Source organism: Rhizobium sp. CF080, from assembly GCF_000282095.2.
Lineage (GTDB): Bacteria > Pseudomonadota > Alphaproteobacteria > Rhizobiales > Rhizobiaceae > Neorhizobium.
Genome location: NZ_AKKC02000015.1, coordinates 344,718 through 371,505, shown reverse-complemented (window position 1 = coordinate 371,505; position 26,788 = coordinate 344,718). Strand labels below are relative to the sequence as shown.

Sequence of the window (26,788 nt, the reverse complement as noted above, 5' to 3'; positions counted from 1 at the left end):
CTCAAGACCTGAATAAAAATAGTGCAACTATCTCATGTGCCCGAAAGATCATCATTTGAATTTTCACGATCTTGCCAAGCCTTTTCAGATCGGGCCTGTCGCCATTCGCAATCGCGTCGTCCTGGCGCCGATGTCCGGTGTCACCGATCTGCCCTTCCGGCAGCTTGCCTGGCGTTATGGCGCCGGGCTGGTCGTGACGGAAATGGTCGCCAGCGGCGAGCTCATTCTGAATCGCGGCGAATCATGGGCGCGGCTGAAGGGCGCCGGCATCTCGCCGCACATGGTGCAGCTGGCCGGCCGCGAGGCGCAGCCGATGGCGCAGGCCGCGAAAATCGCTGCCGATAACGGCGCCAACATCATCGACATCAACATGGGATGCCCGGCCAAGAAGGTGACGGGCGGTTATTCGGGCTCGGCGCTGATGCGCGATCCGGATCACGCGCTGTCGCTGATCGAGGCGACCGTCAATGCGGTCAAGGTGCCGGTGACACTGAAGATGCGACTCGGCTGGGATGAGAACTCCATCAATGCGCCCGAGATCGCCCGCCGTGCCGAACAGGCCGGCATCCAGCTGGTGACCATCCACGGCCGCACCCGCATGCAGTTCTACGAGGGCAGGGCCGACTGGGATGCGATCCGCGCGGTGCGCGACGCGATCTCCATCCCGCTGATCGCCAACGGCGACGTCGAATCGCCCGAGGACGCTCAAGGTATCCTGGCCCGTTCCGGCGCCGACGCGGTCATGGTCGGCCGCGGCGCGCAAGGGCGTCCCTGGCATGTCGGCTGGCTCGCCGGCCATGCCGCGCCGTCGCAGGCTGAGATCGCCGATCTGGTCATCGAACATTACGAGGCCATGCTGGAACTCTACGGCCGCGAGGCCGGCCTTCGCCATGCGCGAAAACAGCTCGGCTGGTATCTCGACCGTTTCGCGGGCGACCTGCCCGTCGAAGAAAAGGCCGCCATCATGATTTCGAAAGACCCGGCCGATGTCTCGCGCCGGATGATTGCAGCGCTCGGCGGGCAATCCGTCGCCGCCCAGAAGGAGGCCGCATGAGCAAGTCCCAGGCGCAGGATGCCGCGATCGGCAACGCGCTCGCCATGGCTGTCCTCAATTCGGTTCAGAACCCGGTGATCCTGGTCGATGCGGCCGGCAAGGTCGCGTTCGCGAACTGGGAGGCGGAGTCCTTCTTCGGCGCCAGCGCTCCCCATCTCGCCAAGAACAAGATCTCCACCTTCATTCCGTTCGGCAGCCCGCTGCTCGCCCTGATCGACCAGGTGCGAGAGCGCAAAGCGCCGGTCAACGAATACCGCGTCGACCTGTCGTCGCCGCGTCTCGGCCAGGACAAGCTGGTCGACCTCTATGTCGCGCCTGTTGTCAGCGAGCCGGGTTCGGTCGTCGTCGTCTTCCAGGAACGGTCGATGGCGGACAAGATCGACCGACAGCTCACCCATCGCGCCGCCGCCCGTTCGGTCACCGGCCTGGCGTCGATGCTGGCGCATGAGATCAAGAACCCGCTTTCCGGCATCCGCGGCGCCGCCCAGCTTCTGGAAACCGTGGTCCCTGATGACGATCGCGCGCTGACCCAGCTGATCTGCGACGAGACCGACCGCATCGTCTCGCTGGTCGATCGCATGGAAGTCTTTTCCGACGAGCGGCCGGTCGACCGCGTGCCGCTCAACATCCATTCGGTGCTCGATCATGTGAAGGCGGTCGCCAAGGCCGGTTTTGCCCGCAACATCAAGATTTCCGAAATGTACGACCCGTCGCTGCCGCCGGTGTTCGCCAACCGCGACCAGCTCGTGCAGGTCTTTCTCAATCTCATCAAGAACGCGGCCGAAGCCGTCGGCGACCAGCCGGACGGCGAAATCATGCTGACCACCGCTTATCGCCCCGGCATCAAGCTTTCGGTCGCCGGCACGCGGGACAAGATTTCCCTGCCGCTCGAATTCTGCGTCATCGACAACGGCCCGGGCGTTCCGACCGATCTCGTGCCGCATCTCTTCGATCCCTTCATCACCACCAAGACGAACGGCTCGGGCCTCGGTCTCGCGCTGGTCGCCAAGATCATCGGCGGCCATGGCGGTATCGTCGAATGCGACAGCCAGGCGCGCCGGACGATATTCCGTGTTCTGATGCCCATGCACAAGGAAGAGGCCACCGATGGCCGCGCCTTGAACTCCACAGGAAGCGTAAAATGACTGCCACGATCCTTGTCGCCGACGACGACGCGGCCATCCGCACCGTTCTGAACCAGGCCTTGACCAGGGCTGGCTACGAAGTGCGCATCACCTCCAATGCCGCCACCCTGTGGCGCTGGATCTCGGCCGGTGAGGGCGACCTCGTCGTCACCGACGTGATCATGCCCGATGAGAACGCCTTCGACCTCCTGCCGCGCATCAAGAAGGCCAGGCCCGAGCTGCCGGTTCTGGTCATGAGCGCCCAGAACACCTTCATGACGGCAATCAAGGCGTCTGAGAAAGGCGCCTACGACTACCTTCCAAAACCCTTCGACCTGACCGAGCTGATCGCCATCATCGGCCGGGCGCTCGCCGAACCGAAGCGCAAGCCCGCCCGCCTCGACGACGACATGCAGGATGGCATGCCACTTGTTGGCCGCTCCGCCGCCATGCAGGAAATCTACCGCGTGCTCGCGCGTCTGATGCAGACCGACCTGACGCTGATGATCACCGGTGAGTCCGGCACGGGCAAGGAGCTGGTCGCCCGCGCGCTTCATGATTACGGCAAGCGCCGCAACGGCCCGTTCGTGGCGATCAACATGGCCGCCATCCCGCGCGACCTGATCGAATCGGAACTCTTCGGTCACGAGAAGGGCGCCTTTACCGGCGCCCAGAACCGCTCCACCGGCCGTTTCGAACAAGCCGAAGGCGGCACGCTTTTCCTCGACGAGATCGGCGACATGCCGATGGACGCCCAGACGCGCCTCCTGCGCGTCCTGCAGCAGGGCGAATACACGACCGTCGGCGGCCGCACCCCTATTCGCACCGACGTGCGCATCGTCGCGGCCACCAACAAGGATTTGAAGCACCTGATCAACCAGGGCCTCTTCCGCGAGGATCTCTATTACCGTCTGAACGTCGTGCCGCTGCGCCTGCCGCCGCTGCGCGACCGCGCCGAGGACATTCCCGATCTCGTCCGCCACTTCATGCAGATGGCCGAGAAGGAAGGGCTCGACGGCAAGCGTTTCGACACCGAGGCGCTGGACCTGATGAAGGCCTATGCCTGGCCGGGCAACGTGCGCGAGCTGGAAAACCTCGTCCGCCGCCTGATGGCGCTCTATCCGCAGGAGGTCATCAGCCGCGAGATTATCGAATCGGAACTCCGCTCGGATGTTCCCGACAGCCCGATCGACAAGATGGGCACCCGCAGCGGTTCGCTGACGATAGCGCAGGCCGTGGAAGAGAACATGCGCACCTATTTCGCGAGCTTTGGCGAGAACCTGCCGCCGCCGGGCCTCTACGATCGGGTGCTGACGGAACTGGAATATCCGCTGATCCTGGCGGCACTGACGGCCACCCGCGGCAACCAGATCAAGGCGGCAGATCTCCTCGGCCTGAACCGCAACACCCTCCGCAAGAAGATCCGCGAACTGGGGGTCTCCGTCTATCGCAGTTCTCGCGGCGCCTGACGCGATAGTTTGCTCTCGGCTGCTTGACACCTTCCGTTCATCGTTGCATTTTCGCCACATTGCGTTGCTTAAAGGTCACGCAGGGTTTGGTGAATGCTCGACGGAGTGGCGGCCGTCGAGGGGGTAGACAGGCCCTTTTCAGGAAGTGGCTGTCACTTCGCTCGGTCTGACCGGGTTGGAATGATCTCCCGCGAGGGTTTTGGGGATCGGAGTGGATTCGATGACTGAAGGCGTAACCGCGCCGGTGGCCGAAGACGAGCCAGCGGTGTCAGTGCAGGATCGGCGCGCGTCGTTTGCGCTCCCCGGCCTTCTGCTTGCCGGCGGAGCTTTGATCTGCGCCACGGTGACGCTTTTCATCCTGCTTGGCCTCACGCCGATTGCTCCCACCACCAATGTCGTGATCGCCTCGGCATCGATCAATTCGCTGTTCATCCTCGGCCTGATGTATCTGATCGGCCGCGAGATCGTCCGGCTGGTCAGGGCCCGCAACCGTGGCCGCGCGGCCGCCCGCCTGCATGTCCGCATCGTCGTGCTGTTTTCGATCGTGGCGATCACCCCGGCGGTCCTGGTGGCGATCTTCGCCAGCCTGACGCTCAATGTCGGCCTCGACCGCTGGTTCTCGCTGCGTACCCAGTCGATCGTGCAGTCGTCCCAGGACGTCGCCCGCGCCTACATGCTCGAGAACGCCAGCTACCTCCAGGGCCAGACTGTGTCGATGTCGAATGACCTCGAGCGCAATCGGCCGATGTTCTATCTCGATCGGACCGGTTTCGTGGAACTGATGACCCGCCAGGCGCGGGGCCGCGGCATGCTCGGCGCCTTCCTGGTGCGCGAGGACGGCCAGGCGATCGTCCAGGCCGACATCAAGACGGAAAAGCCGTTGCCGGCGATCCCGGCCGATGCACTGAAGACGGCGGCTGCCGGCCAGCCGACACTGATCCCGCCTGGAGTCACCAATCTCGTCGGCGCCGTCATCAAGCTCGACGCCATCCCCGGCTCCTATCTGTATACCATCCGCGCCGTCGATCCGAAGGTCATCTCGGCCATGCGGCTGATGGAGGAGAACACCGCCGAATACCAGGCGATGGAGGCCGGCCGCACCTCGCTGCAGATCGCCTTCGCCGTGCTCTATCTCGGTTTTGCGCTGATCGTGCTGCTGGCGGCGATCTGGACGGCGATCGCGGTGGCCGACCGCATCGTCCGGCCCATCCGGCTGCTGATCAGCGCCGCCGACAGCGTGGCGACCGGCAATCTCAATGTCGTCGTGCCGGTGCGTGCGGCCGATGGCGACGTCGGCAGCCTGTCGCGCACCTTCAACAAGATGATTTCCGAGATACGCAGCCAGCGCGACGAGATCCTCGAGGCCAAGGACGAGGTGGACGATCGCCGCCGCTTCATCGAGGCGGTGCTGTCGGGCGTCACGGCTGCCGTCATCGGCGTCGAAGAAGACCGCCGCATCACCATCGTCAATCCGTCCGCCGAGCATTTCCTCGACATTCCCGCCGAAAAGCTGATGGGCGAGAAATTGCAGGATGTCGCGCCCGAGATCGATCTGGTTCTGACCGAGGCGCGCAGCAGGGCGCGCGGTGAGTTCCGCAAGCAGGTCAACCTGATGCGCGGCGGCAAGGAGCGGACGCTGTCGGTTCAGGTCACCCGCGAGGAACAGCGGGCCGCCCACGATTCCTACGTCGTGACGCTCGACGATATCACCGATCTCGTCATCGCCCAGCGTTCGACCGCCTGGGCCGACGTCGCCCGCCGCATCGCCCACGAGATCAAGAACCCGCTCACCCCGATCCAGCTGTCCGCCGAGCGCCTGAAGCGCCGCTACGGCAAGCAGATCGCCGAGGACGACCGCGCCGTCTTCGACCAGTGCACCGATACGATCGTGCGCCAGGTCGGCGATATCGGCCGCATGGTCGATGAATTTTCCGCCTTTGCCCGCATGCCGAAACCCGCGAAGGAAGAGGCCGATCTGCGCGATATCCTGCGCGACGCGATCTTCCTGCGCGAGATGGGCACCACCCATGTCGACTTTATCCGCGAGCTCGGCGATGACCCGCTGAAGGGCATGTTCGATGCGCGCATGCTCGGCCAGGCCTTCGGCAATCTCATCAAGAACGCCGTCGAGGCGATCGAGGCGGTGCCGAGCGATCAGGAACGCGACGGCCGCAAGGTCAAGGTCCGCTCGGTCTACGATGCGGCGCGCGATACCTACGTGGTCGACATCATCGACAACGGCAGCGGCCTGCCGAGCGAAAACCGGCACCGCATCCTCGAGCCCTATATGACCATGCGCGACAAGGGCACGGGTCTGGGGCTCGCCATCGTCAAGAAGATCATCGAAGAACACGGCGGGCAGCTCGAGCTGCACGATGCTCCCGCCGATTTCGATCATGGCAAGGGCGCCATGATCAGGGTGCTGCTGCCGCATCTTGAGCAGGTAGTGGTGCCGGGAACGGACAATAATAACAAGGAATTGGCTTATGGCGTCTGATATTCTGGTCGTGGATGACGAGGCGGATATCCGTGATATCGTGTCGGGTATTCTATCCGACGAGGGCCATGAAACCCGCACGGCGCATGACAGCGACAGCGCGCTCGCCGCGATCTCGGACCGCGTGCCGCGGCTGGTCTTCCTGGATATCTGGATGCAGGGCTCCAGGCTCGACGGCCTGGCGCTGCTCGACGAAGTCAAGAGCCGGCATCCCGATTTGCCCGTTGTGATGATCTCCGGCCACGGCAATGTCGAGACGGCGGTGTCCGCCATCAAGCGCGGCGCCTTCGACTTCATCGAAAAGCCGTTCAAGGCCGACCGGCTGATCCTGATCGCCGAGCGGGCTCTCGAAAACTCCAAGCTGAAGCGTGAGGTGACCGAGCTCAAGAAACGCACCGGCGATGCCGCCGAACTGGTCGGCACGTCGGTTGCCGTCTCGCAACTCCGCCAGACCATCGAGAAGGTCGCGCCGACCAACAGCCGCGTGATGATCCTCGGCCCCTCCGGTTCCGGCAAGGAACTGGTGGCGCGGATGATCCACAAGCGTTCTTCGCGCGTCGCCGGCCCCTTCGTGGCGCTGAATGCAGCGACGATCACGCCCGACCGCATGGAGATGGCACTGTTCGGCACCGAAGGTGCGCCCGGCCAAGCGCGCAAGATCGGCGCTCTGGAAGAGGCCCATCGCGGCATCCTCTATCTCGACGAAGTCGGCGAAATGCCGCGCGAGACGCAGAACAAGATCCTTCGCGTGCTCGTGGATCAGCAGTTCGAGCGCGTCGGCGGCTCCAAGCGTGTCAAGGTCGACGTGCGCATCATCTCGTCGACCGCCTACAATCTCGAAAGCCTGATCGCCGACGGTTCCTTCCGCGAGGATCTCTACCACCGGCTGGCCGTCGTGCCGGTCAAGGTGCCGGCGCTCGCCGAACGTCGCGAGGATATTCCTTTCCTCGTCGACATGTTCATGCGCCAGATTTCCGAACAGGCCGGCATTCGGCCCCGCAAGATCGGCGAGGATGCCATGGCCGTCCTGCAGGCCCATGACTGGCCAGGCAATATCCGCCAGCTCCGCAACAATATCGAGCGGCTGATGATCCTTGCCCGCTCCGACGGCCCGGATTCGCCGATTTCCGCCGACATGCTGCCGACCGATCTCGGCGACATGCTGCCGAAAGTGTCCGCCAAGGGCGACTATCACATCATGACGCTGCCGCTGCGCGAAGCCCGCGAAATGTTCGAGCGCGACTACCTGATCGCCCAGATCAACCGGTTCGGCGGCAATATTTCCCGCACCGCGGAATTTGTCGGCATGGAACGTTCGGCCCTGCACCGCAAGCTCAAGTCGCTCGGTGTATAGCCTATGAAGGTGATCATATGCGGCGCGGGGCAGGTGGGCTACGGCATCGCCGAACGGCTCTCGCAGGAGGACAATGACGTCTCCGTCATCGATACCTCGGCGGCCCTGATCGCCGCGATCACCGAGACCCTCGACGTCAAGGGCTATGTCGGCCATGGCGCCCATCCGGACGTGCTGGAAAAGGCCGGTGCCGAAGACGCCGACATGATCATCGCGGTGACGCTCTACGACGAGGTCAATATCGTCGCCTGCGAGGTCGCGCAGGCGCTCTTTTCCGTGCCCACCAAGATCGCCCGCATCCGCGCCCAGAACTATCTGAAGCCGGAATATGCCGATCTGTTCAGCCGCCAGAACATGTCGATCGACGTGACGATCTCGCCGGAGATCGAGGTCGGCAAGATGGTGCTGCGGCGGATCTCCTTTCCCGGTGCAACCGATGTCGTCCGCTTCGCCGAGGATCACATCGCCATGGTGGCGATCGAATGCATGGAGGACTGCCCGGTCGTCGCCACGCCCCTGCATCAGCTTTCCGACCTCTTCCCGGACCTGATGGCAACCGTGGTCGGCATCTTCCGGAATGGTGTCTTGAGCGTTGCCCGTTCGGCGGATGAGCTCGAAGTCGGCGATCTCGCCTATGTCATCTGCCAGCGCGAACACATCCGCCGCACGCTCGGCCTGTTCGGCCATGAGGAGCAGGAGGCGCGCCGCATCATCATCGCCGGCGGCGGCAATATCGGTTATTACGTCGCCCACAGCATCGAGGAGCACCAGCCGAGGACGCGGCTGAAGATCATCGAGAGCGACCGGGAAAAGGCGCTTGCGGTCTCCGAGCGGCTGCGCAATACCATCGTGTTGCACGGTTCGGCGCTCGATCAGAACATCCTGACCCAGGCCGATATCCAGGATACCGACCTGATCGTGATGCTGACCAACAACGACCAGATCAATATCCTCGGCGCGGTCATGGCCAAATCGCTCGGCTGCAAGTCAAATCTGGTGCTGATCAACTCCACCTCCTTCCATCAGGTCACCGACGCGCTCGGCATCGATGCGCAGATCAACCCGCGTGCCGTGACGATCTCACGCGTGCTGCAGCATGTCCGCAAGGGCCGCATCCGTTCGGTCTATGCCGTGCAGAACGGCGCTGCCGAGATCATCGAAGCCGAAGCGCTGGAAACCTCGCCGCTGGTCGGCCGGCCGTTCCGCGAACTCGACCTGCCGGAGGGCGTCCGCATCGGCGCCATCTATCGCGGCGAGGCGGTGATCCGCCCGAACGGCGACACCAAGATCAAGGCCCGCGACCGGGTCGTGCTTTTTGCGGCCGCCGAAGCCGTGCGCCATGTGGAGCAGCTTTTCCGCGTTTCCATCCAATATTTCTGAGCAGTATTTGCGACAAGCAGGGGACATCCGATGTCGAGAATTGCCTATGTGAACGGACAATATGTTCGCCATTCCGAAGCCGCGGTGCATGTGGAGGATCGCGGTTTCCAGTTCGCGGACGGCGTCTACGAGGTCTGCGAAGTGCGCCACGGCATGATCGTCGACCTGACCCGGCATCTCAACCGCCTCGACCGGTCGCTGAGCGAACTGAGGATGGCCGCACCGATGAGCCGCGCGGCACTCACCTTCGTCATCCGCGAAGTGCTCCGCCGCAACCGGGTCACCAACGGCATCTTCTACATGCAGGTCACCCGGGGTGCGGCCCGCCGCGACCACTACTTCCCCGCCGAAGGCACGCCGCCGACCATTACGATCACCGCCAAGAGCACCGACCCATCGGTCGCCGCCAGGAAATATGCGAACGGCATCAAGGTCATCACGCTGCCCGAGAACCGCTGGGACCGCGTCGACATCAAGACGGTCGGGCTGCTGCCGAACGTGCTCGCCAAGCAGCAGGCGAAGGAAGCCGGCGCCCAGGACGCGATCTTCATCGACCGCAACGGCATCGTCATGGAAGGCGCCTCCTCGAACGTCTGGATCGTCACGCCGGATGGCGAACTGGTCACCCGCCCGGCCGAGCACGGCATCCTCAAGGGAATCACCCGCACGACTCTCATCGATGTCGCAAAGGAGCTCGGCCTCAAGATCGTCGAGCGCGAGTTCGGGACGGAAGAGATGCTGGCCGCCCGCGAGGTGTTTTTCACCTCCGCCACCGGGATCTGCGTGCCGATCGTCGAAATCGACGGAAAGCCCGTCGCCAACGGCCATCCGGGCACCGTGTCGTCAAGTATTCGCGACACCTTTTTCGACGTTGCGGAAAAGACGGCGATTTGATAGTCAAACATCGGGGGAAGGGAAGCACGGGGCGCTTCCCTGCCGTCTCTTATCAAGCTTGATCATGATTCCGGCTTTTGGCCGGCAAAAAAGAAAGAAGCGGCGCTATGGCGGAACGTTCTCAGAATCTGCAGGATTTATTTCTCAATACTGTTCGCAAGCAGAAGATTTCCCTGACGATCTTTCTGATCAACGGGGTCAAACTGACAGGCGTCGTGACGTCTTTCGACAACTTCTGCGTCCTTCTTCGCCGTGACGGCCATTCTCAGCTCGTGTATAAGCACGCGATCTCGACCATCATGCCGGGCCAGCCCATGCAGATGTTCGAAACCGAAGAGAACGCGGCCTAACAGGACAGAACAGATTTCAAATCGCGATACTTCCAACGAATCCATAGTCCCGGAGGCTGAAAAGCGCCGGGACGACATGCGTGCGCTCGTCATCGTGCCGGTCCTCAAGCAGGGACGGTCGAAGGCCGGGCAGGGCGACTCGAGCCCGGCACCCGCACCGCAGCGCTCCAACGAGGCCCGCCTCGAAGAGGCGATCGGCCTTGCCAAGGCCATCGACCTGGAGATCGTGCAGGGCCTGATCGTACCGATCAGCCAGCCGCGTCCGGGAACGCTGATGGGCACCGGCAAGATCGAGGAAATCAAGGCGCTGCTCGACGAGCACGATGCCGGCCTCGTCATCGTCGACCATCCGCTGACCCCGGTGCAGCAGCGCAATCTCGAAAAGGAATGGAACGCCAAGGTCATCGACCGGACGGGCCTGATCCTCGAAATCTTCGGCCGCCGCGCCTCCACCAAGGAAGGCACGCTGCAGGTCGATCTGGCGCATCTCAATTATCAGAAGGGCCGCCTGGTCCGCAGCTGGACCCACCTTGAACGGCAGCGCGGCGGCGCGGGCTTCATGGGCGGCCCGGGTGAAACCCAGATCGAGGCCGACCGCCGGCTGCTGCAGGAGCGCATCGTCAAGCTGGAGCGCGAGCTCGAACAGGTCGTGCGCACCCGCCAGCTTCACCGCGCCAAGCGCCGCAAGGTGCCGCACCCGATCGTGGCGCTGGTCGGTTATACCAATGCCGGCAAGTCGACGCTGTTCAACCGTATCACCGGTGCCGGCGTGCTGGCCGAAGACATGCTGTTCGCCACGCTCGACCCGACGCTGCGCCGCATGAAGCTGCCGCATGGCCGCACGGTCATCCTCTCCGATACGGTCGGTTTCATCTCCAACCTGCCGACCCACCTGGTCGCCGCCTTCCGCGCCACGCTGGAAGAGGTGCTGGAAGCCGATCTCGTCCTGCATGTGCGCGACATGTCCGATCCGGACAATGCCGCCCAGGCCGGCGACGTCATGCGCATCCTGTCCGATCTCGGCATCGACGAGAAGGAAGCCGCCAAGCGCATCATCGAGGTCTGGAACAAGATCGACCGGCTCGACCCGGACGCCCATGAGGCGATTGCCGAACGCGCCGTCGGCCGCGAGAACGTGATGGCGGTCTCGGCGATCTCGGGCGAGGGCGTCGATGCCCTGATGGACGAGATCTCCAGGCGCCTCTCCGGCGTGCTCACCGAAACCTCGATCATCATTCCGGCGGATCAGCTCTCCATCCTCTCCTGGGTCTACAGCAATGCCGTCGTCGACGGCCGCGAGGACAATGAGGACGGTTCCGTCACCCTGGATGTCCGCATGTCCGAAGCCGAGGCCGCCGAGTTCGAGCGCAAGCTCGGCAATGGCCCGAAGGCGACGAAGGAAGACTGGGAGCGGTAAGGGAGCGCGGCATACGCGACTTCGGCCCCGAACGCCGCGCCATGATGTTGCCTGCTTTTTGCGGTGCAACATGAGCCGACGAGGACGGCCACGATTCCCGCAGTATCATTCACCGGCCGGCAACGAGGGTGGCGTAATGATACAGAGTCGGCCGCACGAAGAGACCGGAAAACACCTGGACTATCTCGACGGATGGCGAGGGATTGCGGTCATTTTCGTGATCGTCGGCCATTTCTGGCTCGATGATTTCAAGCCGGGGGTCAGTACATTCGGTGTAGAGCTGTTCTTTGTTCTGTCCGGCCGGTTGATGTCGGAAATCCTGTTCGTGAAGCGGGCAGAATTGCCGACCTTCTTCTTCAGGCGTTTCTCACGAATCTATCCGGCTCTCTTCGCATTCGTCGTCATCACTACCCTTGCCTTCCAGGGCACCGAGATTTCGCATGGGCCTGTTGCAGCATTGCTGGCCCTGACGTTCACGCTCAACTATGCCATGGTCTATACCCATCCGGTGGCGTTGCTTGATCACCTCTGGTCGCTGTGCGTCGAGGAGCACGCCTATGTCCTTCTGGCAGGCGTCGCCTTCCTGTCCCGCCGCAGACTGTTCCCGGTCGGCGCTCTCATCATCGCCCTTGGCGCGGCGGCAATGCTGAACGGCATCATTCGCACCGAACTCGGCGCCAGCGTTTTGGATACCCATTGGCGCAGCGACGTCTCTGTCGCGGGCATATTCATCGCCGGCGGCCTGTGGCTGTTGCTTCGCAAGCGTCAGGCTCCCTGGTGGGTCTCACCGCTGGCGCTGCTGATTGCGGTTGCGGCTAAAATGGCGCCTTTTCAGGTCCTCTCCTTCGGCCTGTCGACCATCATGCTCGCGGTTTCGATCACCACGATCGACAGCGCGGCGCCGGTTTTCCGCAAGATCCTGTCCGCAAAGGTGCTCACCTATGCGGGCCTGTGGTCCTTCTCGCTCTATCTGTGGCAGCAGCCCTTCTACAAGCTCTACCGCGAAGGGGTGGCGCCGACCCCTTTATTGCTTCTGGCCGCCGTGGCGACCGCACTGGCGAGCTTCTACCTGGTGGAGAAGCCCTCACGGAGGGCCCTGAACAGTGTCTTTGAAAACCGCCGTGCGAAAGTCGCCGCCGCCGGCCGAACGGCCTAGAAGCGCCGCCGTCCACGATTGTCGTCACCGTCGCGTCATAGCCGGATCAGAAGGTGGCCAGCTCCTGAGTGCTCACTGACGGCGCCTCAGCCGATCTGCCGCTCGATCGCCTTTGCCGCCTGCCAGAGCTCCTCCATGCGCTCCAGGGTTGCGTCTTCCAGCGTCTGACTCGACTTTTCAAGCGACGTCTCGATGTAATTGAATCGCCGCCTGAATTTTGTATTGGTGCCGCGCAGCGCCTCTTCCGGATCGGCCTTCACATGCCGGCCGATATTGACCAGCGCGAAGATCAGGTCGCCGAGTTCGTCCGAGATCTTGCTGTGGTCTCCGCCGCGCAGCGCCTCGCGCAATTCGCCGACCTCTTCCTCGATCTTGTCGAGGATGGGCTCGGCCTCCGACCAGTCGAAGCCGACCTTGGCGGCCCGCTGCTGCAGCTTCAGCGCTTCGGTCAGCGCCGGCTGGGCGCGATGGACGCTTCCCAGGTATCCGGCCTTGAAATCCTCGGTAATGCCCCGTCGTGCCCGCCGCTCTGCCCGCTCGCGCTTCTCTTCCGTCTTGATGTCATCCCATTGCAGCTTCACCGCATCCGGCGTAGCTGCATCCGAAACGGCAAACACATGCGGGTGCCGGCGGATCATCTTTTTGGTGATCGCCTGCACCACGTCGCCAAAGGCGAATTCGCCGGCTTCCTCGGCCATGCGAGCATGAAAGACGACCTGTAGCAGCAGGTCGCCCAGCTCCTCGCAGAGGTCGTCCATGTCGTTGCGCTCGATCGCATCGCCCACCTCATAGGCTTCCTCGATCGTATAGGGCTTGATGGTCGCAAAGTTCTGCTCGAGGTCCCAGGGGCAGCCGGTGACCGGCGTGCGCAAGGCCGCCATGATCTCGATCAGCCGCGAAATATCCTTCGATGCTTCCATCTTCTTGGTCCTTCAATGTCGGAATGTCAGGCGAGCGGAATGCTGTTCTTGTCCTTGGACGACTGGTAGACCCCGGAAAGCCCGTCATAGCGCGCCTTGATACGGGTCGTCTGCGCCTGGAGTTTGGTGCGAAGCGGCTCCTCCTCGCTCTCGACGAGGTCGGCAACGGCGTAGGAATGCCAGAAGGCGTTGTTACGCCGGTAACCGCCGGGCTCCAGCCCGAACACCTCTTTGAGGATCTTCAGGTCATGCGGAATGGCGAAGGCGTCGCGCGAATCCTCGTGGCTGAAAAAATAGTAGAAATTGTCGAACCCGGCCCAGGTGATTGCCGACATGCACATGGTGCAGGGTTCGTGAGTCGACAGGAAAATGAGATCCTTGGTGGGAAGATCTCGCGTGGTTTCGTAAAAGCGCTTCAGCGTATGCACTTCGCCATGCCAGAGCGGATTTTCAAGCTCGTTATTGGTCTCCGAAATCACCAGCGACAGGTCCGACTTCCTCAGTATAGCCGCGCCAAAAACCTTGTTGCCGGTGGCGACGCCTTTTTCCGTGAGGGGAAGGATGTCGTTTTCGATGACGTCGAGAAGGCGGGCGGCGATTGTCATGGGGGCTCTTTGTTTTAAGCTGTCTAGGCAGTTTATGGCGTGGAACGAGCGGATCGGGGCAAAAAACACTTTAGTCTACAGAAATACTGGAGAAATATCGTCTGCGGTGGCTTTTGCTCAAGAACCGGTTGATCGTAAAACAGAAATACCGGCTCGCAATCCACTTCGCATATCCATTCCTTCAATTCCGGTGCCTTATTGTGGATATTGCTGTCATATGCCTCAGGATAACCGCATGTCTCCAAGCCAACAACGCCTGTCGGTCTTTCCGGCCTTCTTCCGCGTCAGCGGACGGAGCGTTGTTGTATTTGGCAATGGTGACGAAGCCTATGCCAAGGTTCGGCTGTTGCGCAACACCGATGCGGACATCATTGCTTACGTCTCGGCGCCGGATGCGGACTATGCCGACTGGCTGACCGCCCAGGGCATCAAGACCGTTCATTCGGAGTTCTCGCCGGATCAGATCTCGGATCAGATCAGGGGTGCGGTTATGGTGTTTGCTGCAACCGGCGATGCCGCCTTGGATCGTGCGATCGTCACGGCCGCCCGCGCCAAAAAGATCCCGGCCAATGCGGTCGATCAGCCCGATTTCTGCGATTTCTACACGCCGGCCCTTGTCAACCGCGCGCCGGTGGCGATTGCCATCGGCACCGAGGGCGCCGGCCCGGTTCTCGCCCAGATGATCCGCGCCCGCATCGACCAGATGCTGTCGCCGTCGCTTGGGCTTCTGGCGCGCCTTGCTGCCGAATATCGCGATGCTGCCGAACGACTGGTGCCGCGTGGCGTATCGCGCCGCATCTTCTGGCGCCGCTTCTTCTCGGCCGATGTCGCAAGCGCCGTCGATGCCAATGATATCGCCGCCGCCCGCCGCTCGGCCAATGCGCTGCTGTCGACCACCGGTCGCGCCGCAGGCCATGTCTGGCTGGTCGGCGCCGGCCCGGGCGCCGAGGACCTTTTGACGCTGCGGGCCCAGCGCGTGCTGATGGAGGCCGACGCGATCGTCTACGATGCGCTGGTGCCGCAGGCGATCGTCGACATGGGCCGCCGCGACGCCGAGCGCCTGTCGGTCGGCAAGCGCAAGAACTGCCATTCGAAGTCGCAGGACGAGATCAACAAGCTGCTGGTCAGGCTCGGCCGCGAGGGCAAGCGGGTTGTCCGCCTCAAGTCCGGCGATCCGCTGGTCTATGGCCGCGCTGGCGAGGAAATGGCGGCACTGCGCGAGGCGGGTGTCACCTATGAGATCGTGCCCGGCATCACCTCGGCCTTTGCCGCCGCCGCCGATTTCGACCTGCCGCTGACGCTGCGCGGCGTCGCCTCGTCGCTGATCTTCACCACCGGCCACGACCTGACCGGCGATGTCCTGCCCGACTGGGCGAGCCTTGCCATCTCCGGCGCGACGATCGCCGTCTATATGGGGCGCACTGTGGCCGCCTCTGTCGCCGAGCGCCTGATGGGCGCCGGCCTTGCGCCGGAAACCACGGTCGCGGTGATCGAGAATGCCAGCCGTTCCGACCGCCGGCTTTTCCACGGGGTGCTGCGCGAATTGCCGGATCTGGAAGCCCGCGACGATCTTTCCGGCCCGGTCATGGTAATCATCGGCGAAGCCGTCGCCGGTGCGAATTTCAAGAAGTCCGAACCGCTTTCCGCCGGGAAGGTTCTGGTTCGGGAGGAAGTGGGACTGTAAAAGATGACCGACAAGGTTCTGACCGCCAACCGCCTGTCCGACGGCATCGCCGTCTGGCTCGACGCGAACGGCCATTGGGTGGAAAACCTGCAGGACGCGATCGTCGCCCGCCATCCGGAGGCAGTGGCTTCGCTGGAGGCGATCGGCAAGCGCGATTTTGCGGAGAACCGGGTCGTTGACGTTGCCGTCGTCGAAGTGCAGGAGCAGGACGGCAAGCTCTGGCCTCTGCGCCTTCGCGAACGTATTCGTGCCCAGGGCCCGACCATGGAATATGCTGCCGGCTATCGCCCCGCCGACCCGGCCTTCATCGCAGTTTGAGGAAGTCATGTACCGTTACGACGAATTCGACCACGCTTTTGTTTCGAGCCGCGTGGAGCAGTTCCGCGATCAGGTCGGCCGCCGCCTCGCCGGCGAACTGGCCGAGGATGCTTTCAAGCCGCTGCGCCTGATGAACGGAGTCTATCTCCAGCTGCATGCCTACATGCTGCGCGTCGCGATCCCCTATGGGACGCTGAACGGCAAGCAGATGCGGATGCTCGCCCATATCGCCCGCAAGTATGACCGCGGTTACGGCCATTTCACCACCCGCCAGAACATCCAGTACAACTGGCCGAAACTCTCCGACACGCCGGATATCCTGGCCGATCTCGCGACCGTCGAGATGCATGCGCTGCAGACCTCGGGCAATTGCATTCGCAACGTCACCGCCGACCATTTCGCCGGTGCTGCAGCTGACGAGGTCGCCGATCCGCGTCCCTATGCCGAAATCCTGCGCCAGTGGTCTTCGGTCCACCCGGAATTCTCCTTCCTGCCCAGAAAATTCAAGATCGCCGTCACCGGCGCCGAGCGCGACCGCGCCGCGATCCAGGTGCATGACATCGGCCTGCATCTGAAGAAGAATGAGGCTGGCGAAATCGGCTTTGCAGTCTATGTCGGCGGCGGGCAGGGGCGTACGCCGATGATCGCCAAGAAGATCAAGGATTTCCTCCCCGAGGAAGACCTGCTCTCCTATACGACCGCGATCATGCGCGTGTACAACCTGCACGGCCGTCGCGACAACAAATACAAGGCGCGCATCAAGATCCTCGTGCATGAGACCGGTGCGGAGGAACTGGCCCGCCAGGTGGAGGAGGAATTCTCCCATCTGCAGGGCACCGAGCTGAAGCTGCCGGAGAAAGACATCCAGGCGATCTCCGCCTATTTCGCGCCGCCGGCTCTCCTCGATCGCGCCGAAGGCTGGCCGCAGCTTGCCCGCTGGAAGAAGGCCGACGAAAACTTCGCCCGCTGGGTCGACCAGAACGTGCAACCGCATAAGCACCCCGATTACGGCATGGTGACCATTTCCCTGAAGCCGATCGGCGGCATTCCGGGCGACGCCTCCGACGCGCAGATGGACGCGATCGCCGATCTGGCGGAAGAATTCGCCTTCGACGAGATCCGCATCAGCCACGAGCAGAACGTCATCCTGCCGCATGTGGCGCTGGCCGACCTCGAGCCGCTCTACCGCGCGCTGGTGGCGCAGAACCTCGCGACCGCCAATGCCGGGCTGATCACCGACATCATTGCCTGTCCGGGGCTGGACTATTGCGCGCTGGCGAACGCCCGTTCGATCCCGCTTGCGCAGGAAATCTCCTCCCGGTTCGGCGCGGCCGAGCGCCAGGCGGAGATCGGCGAGCTAAAGATCAAGATTTCCGGCTGCATCAACGCCTGCGGGCATCACCATGTCGGCCATATCGGTCTCCTGGGCGTCGAGAAGAAGGGCGCCGAACTCTACCAGATCACGCTCGGCGGTTCCGGCGACGAGAACACCTCGATCGGCGAGATCATCGGCCGCGGTTTCGAGCCGAACAAGGTGACCGATGCGGTGGAAACCATCGTCGACACCTATCTCGGCCTTCGCACCTCGAAGGCGGAGACTTTCCTCGAAGCCTATCGCCGCGTCGGGCCGCAGCCGTTCAAGGAAGCGCTCTATGGCGACGCCAAGGCGGAGGCCGCGTAAATGACCAGGCTTTGGAGAGAAACCGGCTTCGTCGAGAACGATCCCTGGGTGATCGAGACCGAGGAGCTGAAGGCGACCGAGGACCAGAAGGCGCTGCTGCCGCTCGACGAGATGATCGCCCGCGCCGAGGAGAGCAACGACGTCGGCCTCGGCGTGCTGATCCGCCCGGCGGACGACGTGCGCAAGCTCGAACCCTATCTCTACCGCATCGAGATCGTCGCGGTGGATTTCCCGGCCTTCAACGACGGCCGCGCCTTCAGCCATGCCTCGCTGCTGCGCGACCGGCTCGGCTACAGGAACGAGCTGCGGGCGGTCGGCGACGTGCTGATCGACCAGGTGCCCCTGATGCTGCGTTGTGGCATAGACAGCTTTTCGGTGAAGAACGCCACGGCGCTGAAGCGGCTCGAGGAGGGCCGGCTGCCGGGCATCGCCGAGCACTACCAGCCGACGGCCCGCGACGCCGAAAAGGGCGAGGGTTACAGCTGGCGGCGCCGCACGGTGACCGCCTGAGGCGTTTGGATGACCGGACAAAGGTGACTTTCCCGCACATATTTTTCCGAAAGCGCCGCGACAAAGACACGCGGATGCCTTCAAATGCGGGGCCATATGGTATATTTCGCTTCTGCGAAAAACGATGAGACGAAGAGACCGATAGGCATGAACGCTCCAGCAAAGACCGATGACTTCGTAGCGGCCCAGGCTCCGGCCCATGGACTGGCCAAGATCCCGGACGGCGTGTATGCCGAGACGGTGCTCGCCGTCGAGCATTATACCGACCGCCTGTTCCGTTTCCGTATGACGCGTCCGGCCGGTTTCCGCTTCCGTTCGGGCGAGTTCGCGATGATCGGGCTGATGGTCGGCGACAAGCCGGTCTACCGCGCCTATTCGATCGCCAGCCCCGCCTGGGACGAGGAACTGGAATTCTTCTCGATCAAGGTGCCGGACGGTCCGCTGACCTCGCACCTGCAGGCGATCAAGCCGGGCGACACGGTGCTGATGCGCAAGAAGCCGACCGGCACGCTGGTGCTCGACGCGCTGACGCCCGGCAAGCGGCTCTACATGTTCTCGACCGGTACCGGCATCGCGCCCTTCGCCAGCCTGATCCGCGATCCCGAGACCTACGAAAAGTTCGACGAGGTCATCCTCACCCATACCTGCCGCGACGTCGCCGAGCTGAAATACGGTTTCGACCTCATTGAGGAGATCCGCAACCACGAATTTCTGGCGGAACTGGTCGGCGACAAGCTCAAGCATTACCCGACCGTGACCCGTGAGGAATTCTCCCACAAGGGCCGCATCACCGACCTGATGGCGAACGGCAAGCTGTTCGCCGATCTCGGCGTGCCGGCGCTCGACCCCGCCGTCGACCGCGGCATGATCTGCGGCTCGACCGCGATGCTGAAGGACACCAAGGACCTGCTCGAAAAGGCCGGTCTCGTCGAAGGCTCCAACAACAAGCCCGGCGAATTCGTCATCGAACGGGCGTTTGTGGGGTGACGAGCGGTCGGGCGCAGCCCGAGCAATCGATCCAGTGAATCGATTGCAGCGAGGAACGCCGCGAGCCAAAGCGAGTGGCCGGGCGGGAGGCGACGGCCTGCGGCCGGCAAAACGCTCCAGTGGAGCGTTTTGAGCCTCGAACGCCCTGAGCCAAAGCGAAGGGCCTGGGGGCGGTGCGGCATACGCAACCCCCTGCACCATTTCCACATTTCCCGACATTTACGATCACCCGCCCTCCGGCGGCGGCAGCTTTTCCCGCTCGCGCCGATAGGCGTTCCAGCGTTTGCGATCCGTTTTCGAAACGGCGGCGCGGGCGATCTCGACGCCGGCATCCTCCAGCGCCCGCCAGCCGGGCCGGCGCGAGGCGAACATCAGGCCGTTTCGGCCGAGGTGATCGCGGGCGCCGCGCGCCTCATCGTAGACCGCATCGAAAACCTGGCGCTGCGCGGCGTCCAGGTTCTGCAGGCAGCAGGGTTCGTTGTTCGATTTGAAATGCCAGTAGCAGGCATTCCGGCGGCGGCATGAACGCCGGCGGCAGGCCATGTGGGGCAGGGCGAGCATTTCCGCGGTGCGGGCGGCGAGATAGGTTTCGATGGGCGGCTTTTCGTAAGGCATGGTAACTCCTTGGCGATCCTAGATTTTCTTTTCGTCATCCTCGGGCGAGCAAAGCGAGACCCGAGGATCGGACGGGGCGCTGAAAGCTGCCTCGTAAGATAAGTAATAAGTGACACCTCTCAGCGCCCCGTTCGGCTGTTTATGCCCGCGACTTCGGTCCCTCTGCCGTGGCCTTGCCGGACGATGTTCGTATGACCCATGGCGCCCGTCCGAATCCTCGTCCTCGGGTTAAACCCGAGGACTTATCGGCAGGGCTTCCACAGGTCTCCGCCGGTTTCTCCGATTCCCTCGGGTTAATCCCGAGGGTCGGTCGGACTTGTCAAAGCCCGGCGAAACCATCCGGTTTGCCACCCTGTGTGCCGCACAGGCACGCCCGGCGCGCTGTTTCGGGCTTCAAGAGACGAAGGCTCGGTCCGTTTGCCTTCGTCTCTCCCCGTGTCGCCGGAGGGAGACCATTTTCCGCGAACCCCGAATGGAAGGACTTACGTCGTTTCCTGCCACCCGGCGCCGGTCCCGCCTCGCCGGCACGCCTGCCGGTGTATCCGCGACGGAACGGGAGGATTGTAGGCACGGGTTGGGAGGGCGGGGATGAGAGAGGGTGGAGATTTTGGGTAAGGCGTTGAAAGGGTTGGAAGAGGTGTTTGGGAGCATCCCCGCTTAGGGGCAGGGTTGACGTTTTCCACCGTCATCCTCGGGCTTGACCCGAGGATCCAGTCGCCGTGCGGTCGCACGGCGACACCCCTTCTATCAGGCGTCGTGTCCGGGAGAGTCTCCCGCGCCGCCGACGCGGTGCTGCTGGATCCTCGGGTCGTCCTCGGGTTTAACCCGAGGACGAGGATGACGGAGGAGAAATGCTGCCCCAAAAGAAAGACAGAGGGTGGTGCCCCCCCGCGTAAAACCCCGCCCCTATTGCCCCAAAAGCTCCCGAAGGCTCCAGGGGTCGTCGCCGGACTGGTCGGCGATGTCGTCCACCTTCCAGCCGCCGTTTTCGCGCACCAGCGTGTAGTAGAGCGTCGCCGAGCGTTTGCCGTTGCGGAAGGACACTTCCAGCTCGGCCGTGTCGCCCAGGATGATCGGCGGGGTCAGCCGGACATTGCTGGCGACGCCATCCTGCCCGGCGAGGATCGGATCGAAATCCACCGCCTCGCCATTCGCCGCCAGACTCTCGTTGAGCGCCTCGGAGAAATAGGCGGAATAGGGCGAGGGCGCATCGTCCTCGGCCGGGTCGATCGTGTCGGCATAAAGGGATTTGATCAGCGCCTGCGGGGAAGCGTAGGTGCGCGCCTCGGCGGCGGTTGCGGCCAGCAGGGAGAAGAGCAGGGCGAAGACGATGGCTGGCATGCGCATGGGTGAGTCGTCCCCGGTTGGATGTGAGGAGATGTTTAGGCGTATCCCCACCAAATCTGTGTACCGCCAAGTTGCCAAGCGGAGTTCTAACTCTCCCGCCAGGATCGCCGAGTCTGCCATTAAAAATACTGATCGGTCGCAACGGTCAAAGAGAGGGATTCCTAGCCATACAGTTCATTTTGCTTCGTAGTCTCCATTTCGGGGTTGTTAAGATAGTTAACTAAATCCTTTAGAATAACCGCGTCCATCGCGTGATTACCATTCTCATCAAAGAACTTGTGGGTGATGCCGTGATAATCTCGCTCACCTCGACCGTCCTCTGTAAGTAAAGATTGAACACGGAAAAGGCTTTCATATGTATCACCCATCTCCCATGCAATTACCAAACTAATATCGCTGGCTTTCTTGTCGCCAGTATGAAGGTCATTGATAAGGCCGTTAATGGAGTACTTGTACTCCAAAATCATTATGTCATTGGAAATAAATCCGTTAGGGCTGTTTTCTTCGTAATCGTTTCGAAATGCGGAAGAAATACCAAGTGGATTTGTTTCGAAATCAAACTCATGGTCCTCGTATTTGGGGCCTACGCAAACGCGCATTGCTCCATCGTACGTCATTTGTTCATTGGTGCCAACAATCCGAATACCGCGAATTACACCACCTGCAATAAGCTGATTGAATAAAGCAATAACATCTTGCTCTCTTGACGGCTCAGCCGTAATGGCAATTTCGTTAATTGGATTAAAAAAATTCTCATTCTTTAGGAACAGGGGATGACTTGTCTCGTGGTCAATCAGATTTTGCTTCCATCCGTTTACTTTTTGTTTTTCAAGGAGAGATGTTTTTCTGAGGTCATCAATCTTTAAGCAATCTCGTATCTTGGAAAAAATATCCTGTACAATATGGGCAGAAATAGATTTTGCGAGATCCACAAAATCTTTGTCGAATCCCTTCCGCCCCAGATCGACGACGCAATTGTCAAAATGTATCAAAAAATGAACTTGGTTTTGACGTCCAGTGTAGCGTTGAAGAGGAACTTGGATAATCTCACCCTGGGGCATATTGTCAGCGGATAATTGTATGCCCGGCGCATATAGGTTCGCAGTTGATTTGTAACCAATCTTGCTGGCGAGTCGCTTCCAAATCTCGGCGGTGTAGATATACGATGCCTTTATCGTACAATTATGCTGTTGTAGTAGGGCCCGCTCGGCGGAGTCTAGTTTTGGTAGCATCGTTAAAATTTTCTGAGAATTCCAGTCAAGGAATACAGCCTCCAGATTTGACACACTAGGAGGAAGTCCAGCCCCAGCTCCCTTTTTTTGAAAATTTTCGCTAATTTTGGCAAGAATGAAATCGTATTCCCTGGTTTTCTCCAAATGAGCATGAGGTTGAATGTAGCCTATTGATTTCACTGTTTTGACAGACGTTTCGCCCTCTTTATCTTTGCAAATCACAGTGAAGTCGACATCGGCATACGCTGTAACCGCACCCAGAGCGGTTTTGATAGAGAGCGCGACAAACCAAGCATCGGCGGTTCTCAAATTTGGCCAAGACAGATTGTTAGGTTTGGTTTTTGAATCAAACTTAATGGTAATAGAGACGCCGGTCTCGAATTGCTCGAACTCTGAATCAATATGAGGGGCATCTGTAGGGATTACCTGCGGATTCTCTGGCGCCGCATCATCATGGAGCCAATTACGAGCGCCCTCCATAATCCCACTTGCTATGAACGTTTTGGTTTTCGTGTCTACCCGGAGATAGTTGAAGCCATAGGCAATGTAAGTCGCTCCGACCCCCTTGCTGCCGCGCGCGTCGTGATCCTTGAAAGATTCATTGGGAGCAAGAAACCGATGAAATGTCGTTTCGTCCAAACCTGTCCCATTATCAGAGACGGTTAGAGAATTACTTATTAGATCAATAATTACGCGAACTTTTTTTTCATAGCCCGCATCTAATTGCTTAGCTTTCTTATCGACTGAATCCAATGCATTCTGGATCAGTTCAGCAAACGGGTCATACCAACCCACATAAGAATGTAGGATAGAGTGAATATTGCGTTTTTGACGTCTAACAATCGCGACTTCATCAAAGGAATTGGAATGGGATATTTTAAGTGGATCGAAGTTTGCAAAGGCCATTGGTTTTGATCTCATTTTATCGGCGGTCACTACTTGTAGATTACGCGACCTTGGCGTCAAGCGGGCGCTTATCTGGTAAAAAATGCTCAGCGATCACCTGCGGCAGTTGGAAATCTGAATTTAGCCGCTGTAGGATGTTTTCGTAATCTTTGCCACTACCGCCCCGGCCGCCCGGTTTTCCCCTTCGTCCGGCTCTTCCGCTTCTGCTCCCCAGCATCCTCATAACTTCCCGCGCCGACCTTGCCGCGCACGAGGGGGCGGGGGTCGTCGGTGGATCCTCGGGTCGGGCCCGAGGATGACGACGGAGAGGTCGCGGATGACGGCGGCGGCGATGACGGTTTCGGCGGAACCTTGCCCATGACCGGTTTTTCGGTGCGGCCGACGGTCATTTCGTCGAGGTCGTTCTTGCGGAACAGCGATCCTCGGGCTTGACCCGAGGATGAGGGCTCGGCGATGTCGCGACCCATGTCGGAAAGGTCCGGCTTACGGAAGAGTGGCGTCGCGGTGTCGGTGCCCGGGCCCATGTCGTCGAGGCCGGGTTTGGCGAAGAGGGAGGTCGAGGGTGGGGTTTCCCCCTCATCCGCCCTGCGGGCACCTTCTCCCCGCTGGGGAGAAGGAGACTCGCGGCGGGCTTTGGCGCCGCCTTTGCCGTTTCCACCCTTGCCGCCACCACCTTCGAAGGCGCGGGCCTCGTCGCGGGCGATCGGGTCGTCCATGACGGCGAGTTCGGCGGCCTTGAGGCGTTTGATTTCGTCGCGCAGGCGCGCGGCCTTTTCGAAGTCGAGGTCGGCGGCGGCGTCGCGCATCGATTTTTCGAGCGCATTGAGATGGGCCTGCAGGTTGTTGCCGACCAGGTGGCCGCCATCCGCAAAACCCTTGCCGGAGACGCCGGAAATGTCGGCGCGGACGTGGTCGCGCTCGTAGACCGAGTCGAGGATGTCGGAGATCCGTGCCTTCACCGATTCCGGCGTGATGCCGTTGGCGGTGTTGTATTCCATCTGCTTTTCGCGGCGGCGGGCGGTTTCGTCCATGGCGCGCTGCATCGAGCCGGTGATCTTGTCGGCATAAAGGATGACCTTGCCGTCGACGTTACGCGCGGCACGCCCGATGGTCTGGATCAGCGACGTCTCCGAGCGCAAAAAGCCTTCCTTGTCGGCGTCGAGGATGGCGACGAAGGCGCATTCGGGAATGTCGAGGCCTTCGCGCAGCAGGTTGATGCCGACCAGCACGTCGAAGGCGCCGAGGCGCAGGTCGCGGATGATCTCGATGCGCTCCAGCGTGTCGATGTCCGAGTGCATGTAGCGGACGCGCACGCCCTGTTCGTGCAGGTATTCGGTCAAATCTTCGGCCATGCGCTTGGTGAGCACCGTACACAGCGTCCGGTACCCCTTGGCGGCGGTCTCGCGGATTTCGCCGAGCACGTCGTCGACCTGGGAACGGGCGGAACGCACTTCCACCGGCGGGTCGATCAGGCCGGTCGGGCGGATCACCTGTTCGGCGAACACGCCGCCGGACTGTTCCATTTCCCAGGCGCCCGGCGTGGCCGAGACGGCGACGGTGAGCGGGCGCATCGCATCCCATTCCTCGAAACGCAGCGGCCGGTTGTCCATGCACGACGGCAGGCGGAAACCGTATTCGGCGAGCGTCGCCTTGCGGCGGAAGTCGCCCCGGTACATGCCGCCGATCTGGCTGACCGAGACATGGCTTTCGTCGATGAAGAGGAGGGCGTTGTCGGGGATGTATTCGAACAGGGTCGGCGGCGGCTCGCCGGGATTGCGGCCGGTGAGATAACGCGAATAGTTCTCGATGCCGGCGCAGGAGCCGGTCGCCTCCAGCATCTCGATATCGTAGCGGGTGCGCTGCTCCAGCCGCTGCGCCTCCAGCAGTCGGCCGCCCTTTTCGAGTTCGGCGAGGCGTTGCTTCAGCTCTTCCTTGATCGCCTTGATGGCGCCGTTCAGCGTCGGGCGCGGGGTGACGTAGTGCGAATTGGCGTAGATTTTTACCGATTTCAGGTCGCCGACCTTGTGGCCGGTGAGCGGATCGAACTCGGTGATCGCATCGATCTCGTCGCCGAACATCGAGATGCGCCAGGCGGCATCTTCCAAGTGGGCCGGGAAGATTTCAATGGTGTCGCCGCGGACCCGGAACGAGCCGCGCACGAAATTCAGGTCCTGGCGCTTGTATTGCTGGGCCACCAAGTCTGCCAACAATTGACGTTGATCCAATCGGTCGCCGACCGACATCTGGAAGGTCATCGCCGTATAGGTCTCGACCGAGCCGATACCGTAGATGCAGGAGACCGAGGCGACGATGATGCAGTCGTCGCGCTCCAGCAGCGAGCGGGTGGCGGAGTGGCGCATCCGGTCGATCTGTTCGTTGATCGAGGATTCCTTCTCGATGAACGTGTCGGAGCGCGGCACATAGGCTTCCGGCTGGTAATAGTCGTAATAGGAGACGAAATATTCGACCGCGTTGTCCGGGAAGAAGTTCTTGAACTCGGAATAGAGCTGGGCGGCCAGCGTCTTGTTGGGGGCGAGGATCACAGCCGGGCGCTGGGTCGCCTCGATCACCTTGGCCATGGTGAAGGTTTTGCCCGAGCCGGTGACGCCGAGCAGGACCTGGGAGCGCTCGTTGTCGTTGATGCCCGCCACGAGGTCGCGGATGGCGGTCGGCTGGTCGCCGGCCGGCTCGTAGTCGGACGCCATGCGGATGGTGACGCCGCCCTCGGACTTTTCCGGCCGGGCGGGGCGGTGCGGCGTCCACAGCTTGCCGTCCTTGAACAGCGGGTTGCCGCTCTCGATCAGCGCCGACAGGGCCTCGACGGTTGCGGTGACCGCGCCGGCGGCGAGATTCTCGGCATCCTCCAGCGACGTATCCATGCCGGCGACCGGGTTGAGGCCGGCGCGGGCGCGCGTCTTCGGATCCGAGGAGGCGCCGATCGACACGCCGCGGGCGGTCTTCGAGGCGGTGGTGTTCTTGGCCGTGGTGGGCGCGCTCTTCTGGGCGGCCTTGATGGTCTCCTCACGCGCCGCGATCTCTATTCTCTTGCGGTGCTTGCCCGCCTTGGAGGCGATCTCGCGCTGCGTCTCGACGCCCGACGCTTCCGCCTCGGCTTCGAGCTGCTTCACCCAGTCGGAGACGCTGCCTTGCAGAGGCGCGCCCTCGAACGACGATTGCGGGGCTTCCTCGAAACCGTCGTGATTGTCCGGGTTCGAGGCGGGCGATTTTTTCGGTGATCTGGCCATGCCGCGAATATGGAGAGACTCGTCGCGAAAGTGAAGAGGGCCG

At 61.8% G+C, this 26,788-nt stretch carries 21 protein-coding genes; 15 read left to right on the top strand and 6 right to left on the bottom strand.

Going from position 1 to position 26,788, the window contains the following annotated elements; genetic code table 11:
- Positions 1–34 precede the first annotated feature (34 nt).
- From dusB to PMI07_RS28720, 10 genes are all read left to right on the top strand, one after another.
- A complete protein-coding gene (gene dusB / locus PMI07_RS28765; protein WP_024164258.1) occupies positions 35–1,054 on the top strand; it encodes a tRNA dihydrouridine synthase DusB in 1,020 nt (339 codons plus the stop codon).
- Positions 1,051–2,199 (top strand): nitrogen regulation protein NR(II), encoded by a 1,149-nt coding sequence (locus PMI07_RS28760; protein ID WP_007775957.1) that lies wholly within the window; start codon positions 1,051–1,053, stop codon positions 2,197–2,199. The genes dusB and PMI07_RS28760 overlap by 4 nt, the downstream gene beginning before the upstream one ends.
- Entirely contained in the window at positions 2,196–3,647 is a 1,452-nt protein-coding gene (gene ntrC / locus PMI07_RS28755; RefSeq protein WP_007775954.1) for a nitrogen regulation protein NR(I), read from the top strand. The genes PMI07_RS28760 and ntrC overlap by 4 nt, the downstream gene beginning before the upstream one ends.
- Positions 3,648–3,867: 220 nt before the next feature.
- Positions 3,868–6,144, top strand: coding sequence for a PAS domain-containing sensor histidine kinase (locus tag PMI07_RS28750; protein ID WP_024164257.1), 2,277 nt, complete (start codon positions 3,868–3,870; stop codon positions 6,142–6,144).
- On the top strand, positions 6,134–7,498 hold the full coding sequence (locus PMI07_RS28745; protein WP_007757448.1) for a sigma-54 dependent transcriptional regulator: 1,365 nt from the start codon (positions 6,134–6,136) through the stop codon (positions 7,496–7,498). Before PMI07_RS28750 ends, PMI07_RS28745 begins: the two co-directional genes overlap by 11 nt.
- Before the next feature lie 3 nt (positions 7,499–7,501).
- Positions 7,502–8,878, top strand: a complete 1,377-nt coding sequence (gene trkA / locus PMI07_RS28740) for a Trk system potassium transporter TrkA (RefSeq protein ID WP_007757449.1) — start codon at positions 7,502–7,504, stop codon at positions 8,876–8,878.
- Between the two features lie 30 nt (positions 8,879–8,908).
- Entirely contained in the window at positions 8,909–9,772 is an 864-nt protein-coding gene (locus PMI07_RS28735; protein WP_007757452.1) for a D-amino-acid transaminase, read from the top strand.
- A gap of 107 nt (positions 9,773–9,879) precedes the next feature.
- Positions 9,880–10,122, top strand: a complete 243-nt coding sequence (gene hfq / locus PMI07_RS28730) for an RNA chaperone Hfq (RefSeq protein WP_007757453.1) — start codon at positions 9,880–9,882, stop codon at positions 10,120–10,122.
- Between the two features lie 76 nt (positions 10,123–10,198).
- Complete coding sequence (gene hflX / locus PMI07_RS28725) at positions 10,199–11,539, top strand: GTPase HflX (protein ID WP_007757454.1); 1,341 nt, start codon at positions 10,199–10,201, stop codon at positions 11,537–11,539.
- A 136-nt stretch (positions 11,540–11,675) separates the two neighbouring features.
- On the top strand, positions 11,676–12,695 hold the full coding sequence (locus tag PMI07_RS28720; RefSeq protein ID WP_007757455.1) for an acyltransferase: 1,020 nt from the start codon (positions 11,676–11,678) through the stop codon (positions 12,693–12,695).
- 86 nt (positions 12,696–12,781) lie between these two features.
- Here PMI07_RS28720 and mazG read toward each other — a convergent pair whose 3' ends face one another.
- Both mazG and PMI07_RS28710 read right to left on the bottom strand, forming a co-directional pair.
- Positions 12,782–13,615, bottom strand: coding sequence for a nucleoside triphosphate pyrophosphohydrolase (gene mazG, locus PMI07_RS28715; RefSeq protein ID WP_007757456.1), 834 nt, complete (start codon positions 13,613–13,615; stop codon positions 12,782–12,784).
- Between the two features lie 26 nt (positions 13,616–13,641).
- Entirely contained in the window at positions 13,642–14,220 is a 579-nt protein-coding gene (locus PMI07_RS28710) for a nucleoside deaminase (protein WP_007757457.1), read from the bottom strand.
- 235 nt (positions 14,221–14,455) lie between these two features.
- Between PMI07_RS28710 and cysG the strand changes: the two genes are divergently transcribed.
- From cysG to PMI07_RS28685, 5 genes are all read left to right on the top strand, one after another.
- Positions 14,456–15,904, top strand: coding sequence for a siroheme synthase CysG (cysG, locus tag PMI07_RS28705; protein ID WP_024164256.1), 1,449 nt, complete (start codon positions 14,456–14,458; stop codon positions 15,902–15,904).
- 3 nt (positions 15,905–15,907) lie between these two features.
- Complete coding sequence (locus tag PMI07_RS28700; protein WP_007756933.1) at positions 15,908–16,222, top strand: DUF2849 domain-containing protein; 315 nt, start codon at positions 15,908–15,910, stop codon at positions 16,220–16,222.
- A gap of 7 nt (positions 16,223–16,229) precedes the next feature.
- Positions 16,230–17,903, top strand: coding sequence for a nitrite/sulfite reductase (locus tag PMI07_RS28695; RefSeq protein WP_007756930.1), 1,674 nt, complete (start codon positions 16,230–16,232; stop codon positions 17,901–17,903).
- The gene (locus PMI07_RS28690; RefSeq protein WP_007756923.1) at positions 17,904–18,413 is read left to right on the top strand and encodes a DUF934 domain-containing protein; all 510 of its coding nucleotides are present in this window, start codon (positions 17,904–17,906) and stop codon (positions 18,411–18,413) included.
- Between the two features lie 147 nt (positions 18,414–18,560).
- A complete protein-coding gene (locus PMI07_RS28685; protein WP_007756922.1) occupies positions 18,561–19,400 on the top strand; it encodes a ferredoxin--NADP reductase in 840 nt (279 codons plus the stop codon).
- Between the two features lie 225 nt (positions 19,401–19,625).
- Here the strand turns inward: PMI07_RS28685 and PMI07_RS28680 are convergent, their stop codons facing one another.
- From PMI07_RS28680 to uvrB, 4 genes are all read right to left on the bottom strand, one after another.
- Entirely contained in the window at positions 19,626–20,015 is a 390-nt protein-coding gene (locus PMI07_RS28680; RefSeq protein ID WP_007775649.1) for a hypothetical protein, read from the bottom strand.
- A 906-nt stretch (positions 20,016–20,921) separates the two neighbouring features.
- Entirely contained in the window at positions 20,922–21,362 is a 441-nt protein-coding gene (locus PMI07_RS28675) for a DUF3828 domain-containing protein (RefSeq protein ID WP_007774811.1), read from the bottom strand.
- Between the two features lie 161 nt (positions 21,363–21,523).
- On the bottom strand, positions 21,524–23,500 hold the full coding sequence (locus tag PMI07_RS28670) for an ATP-binding protein (protein ID WP_007774809.1): 1,977 nt from the start codon (positions 23,498–23,500) through the stop codon (positions 21,524–21,526).
- Positions 23,501–23,655: 155 nt separating this feature from the next.
- A complete protein-coding gene (gene uvrB, locus PMI07_RS28665; RefSeq protein WP_007774807.1) occupies positions 23,656–26,745 on the bottom strand; it encodes an excinuclease ABC subunit UvrB in 3,090 nt (1,029 codons plus the stop codon).
- Between the last annotated feature and the right edge of the window lie 43 nt (positions 26,746–26,788).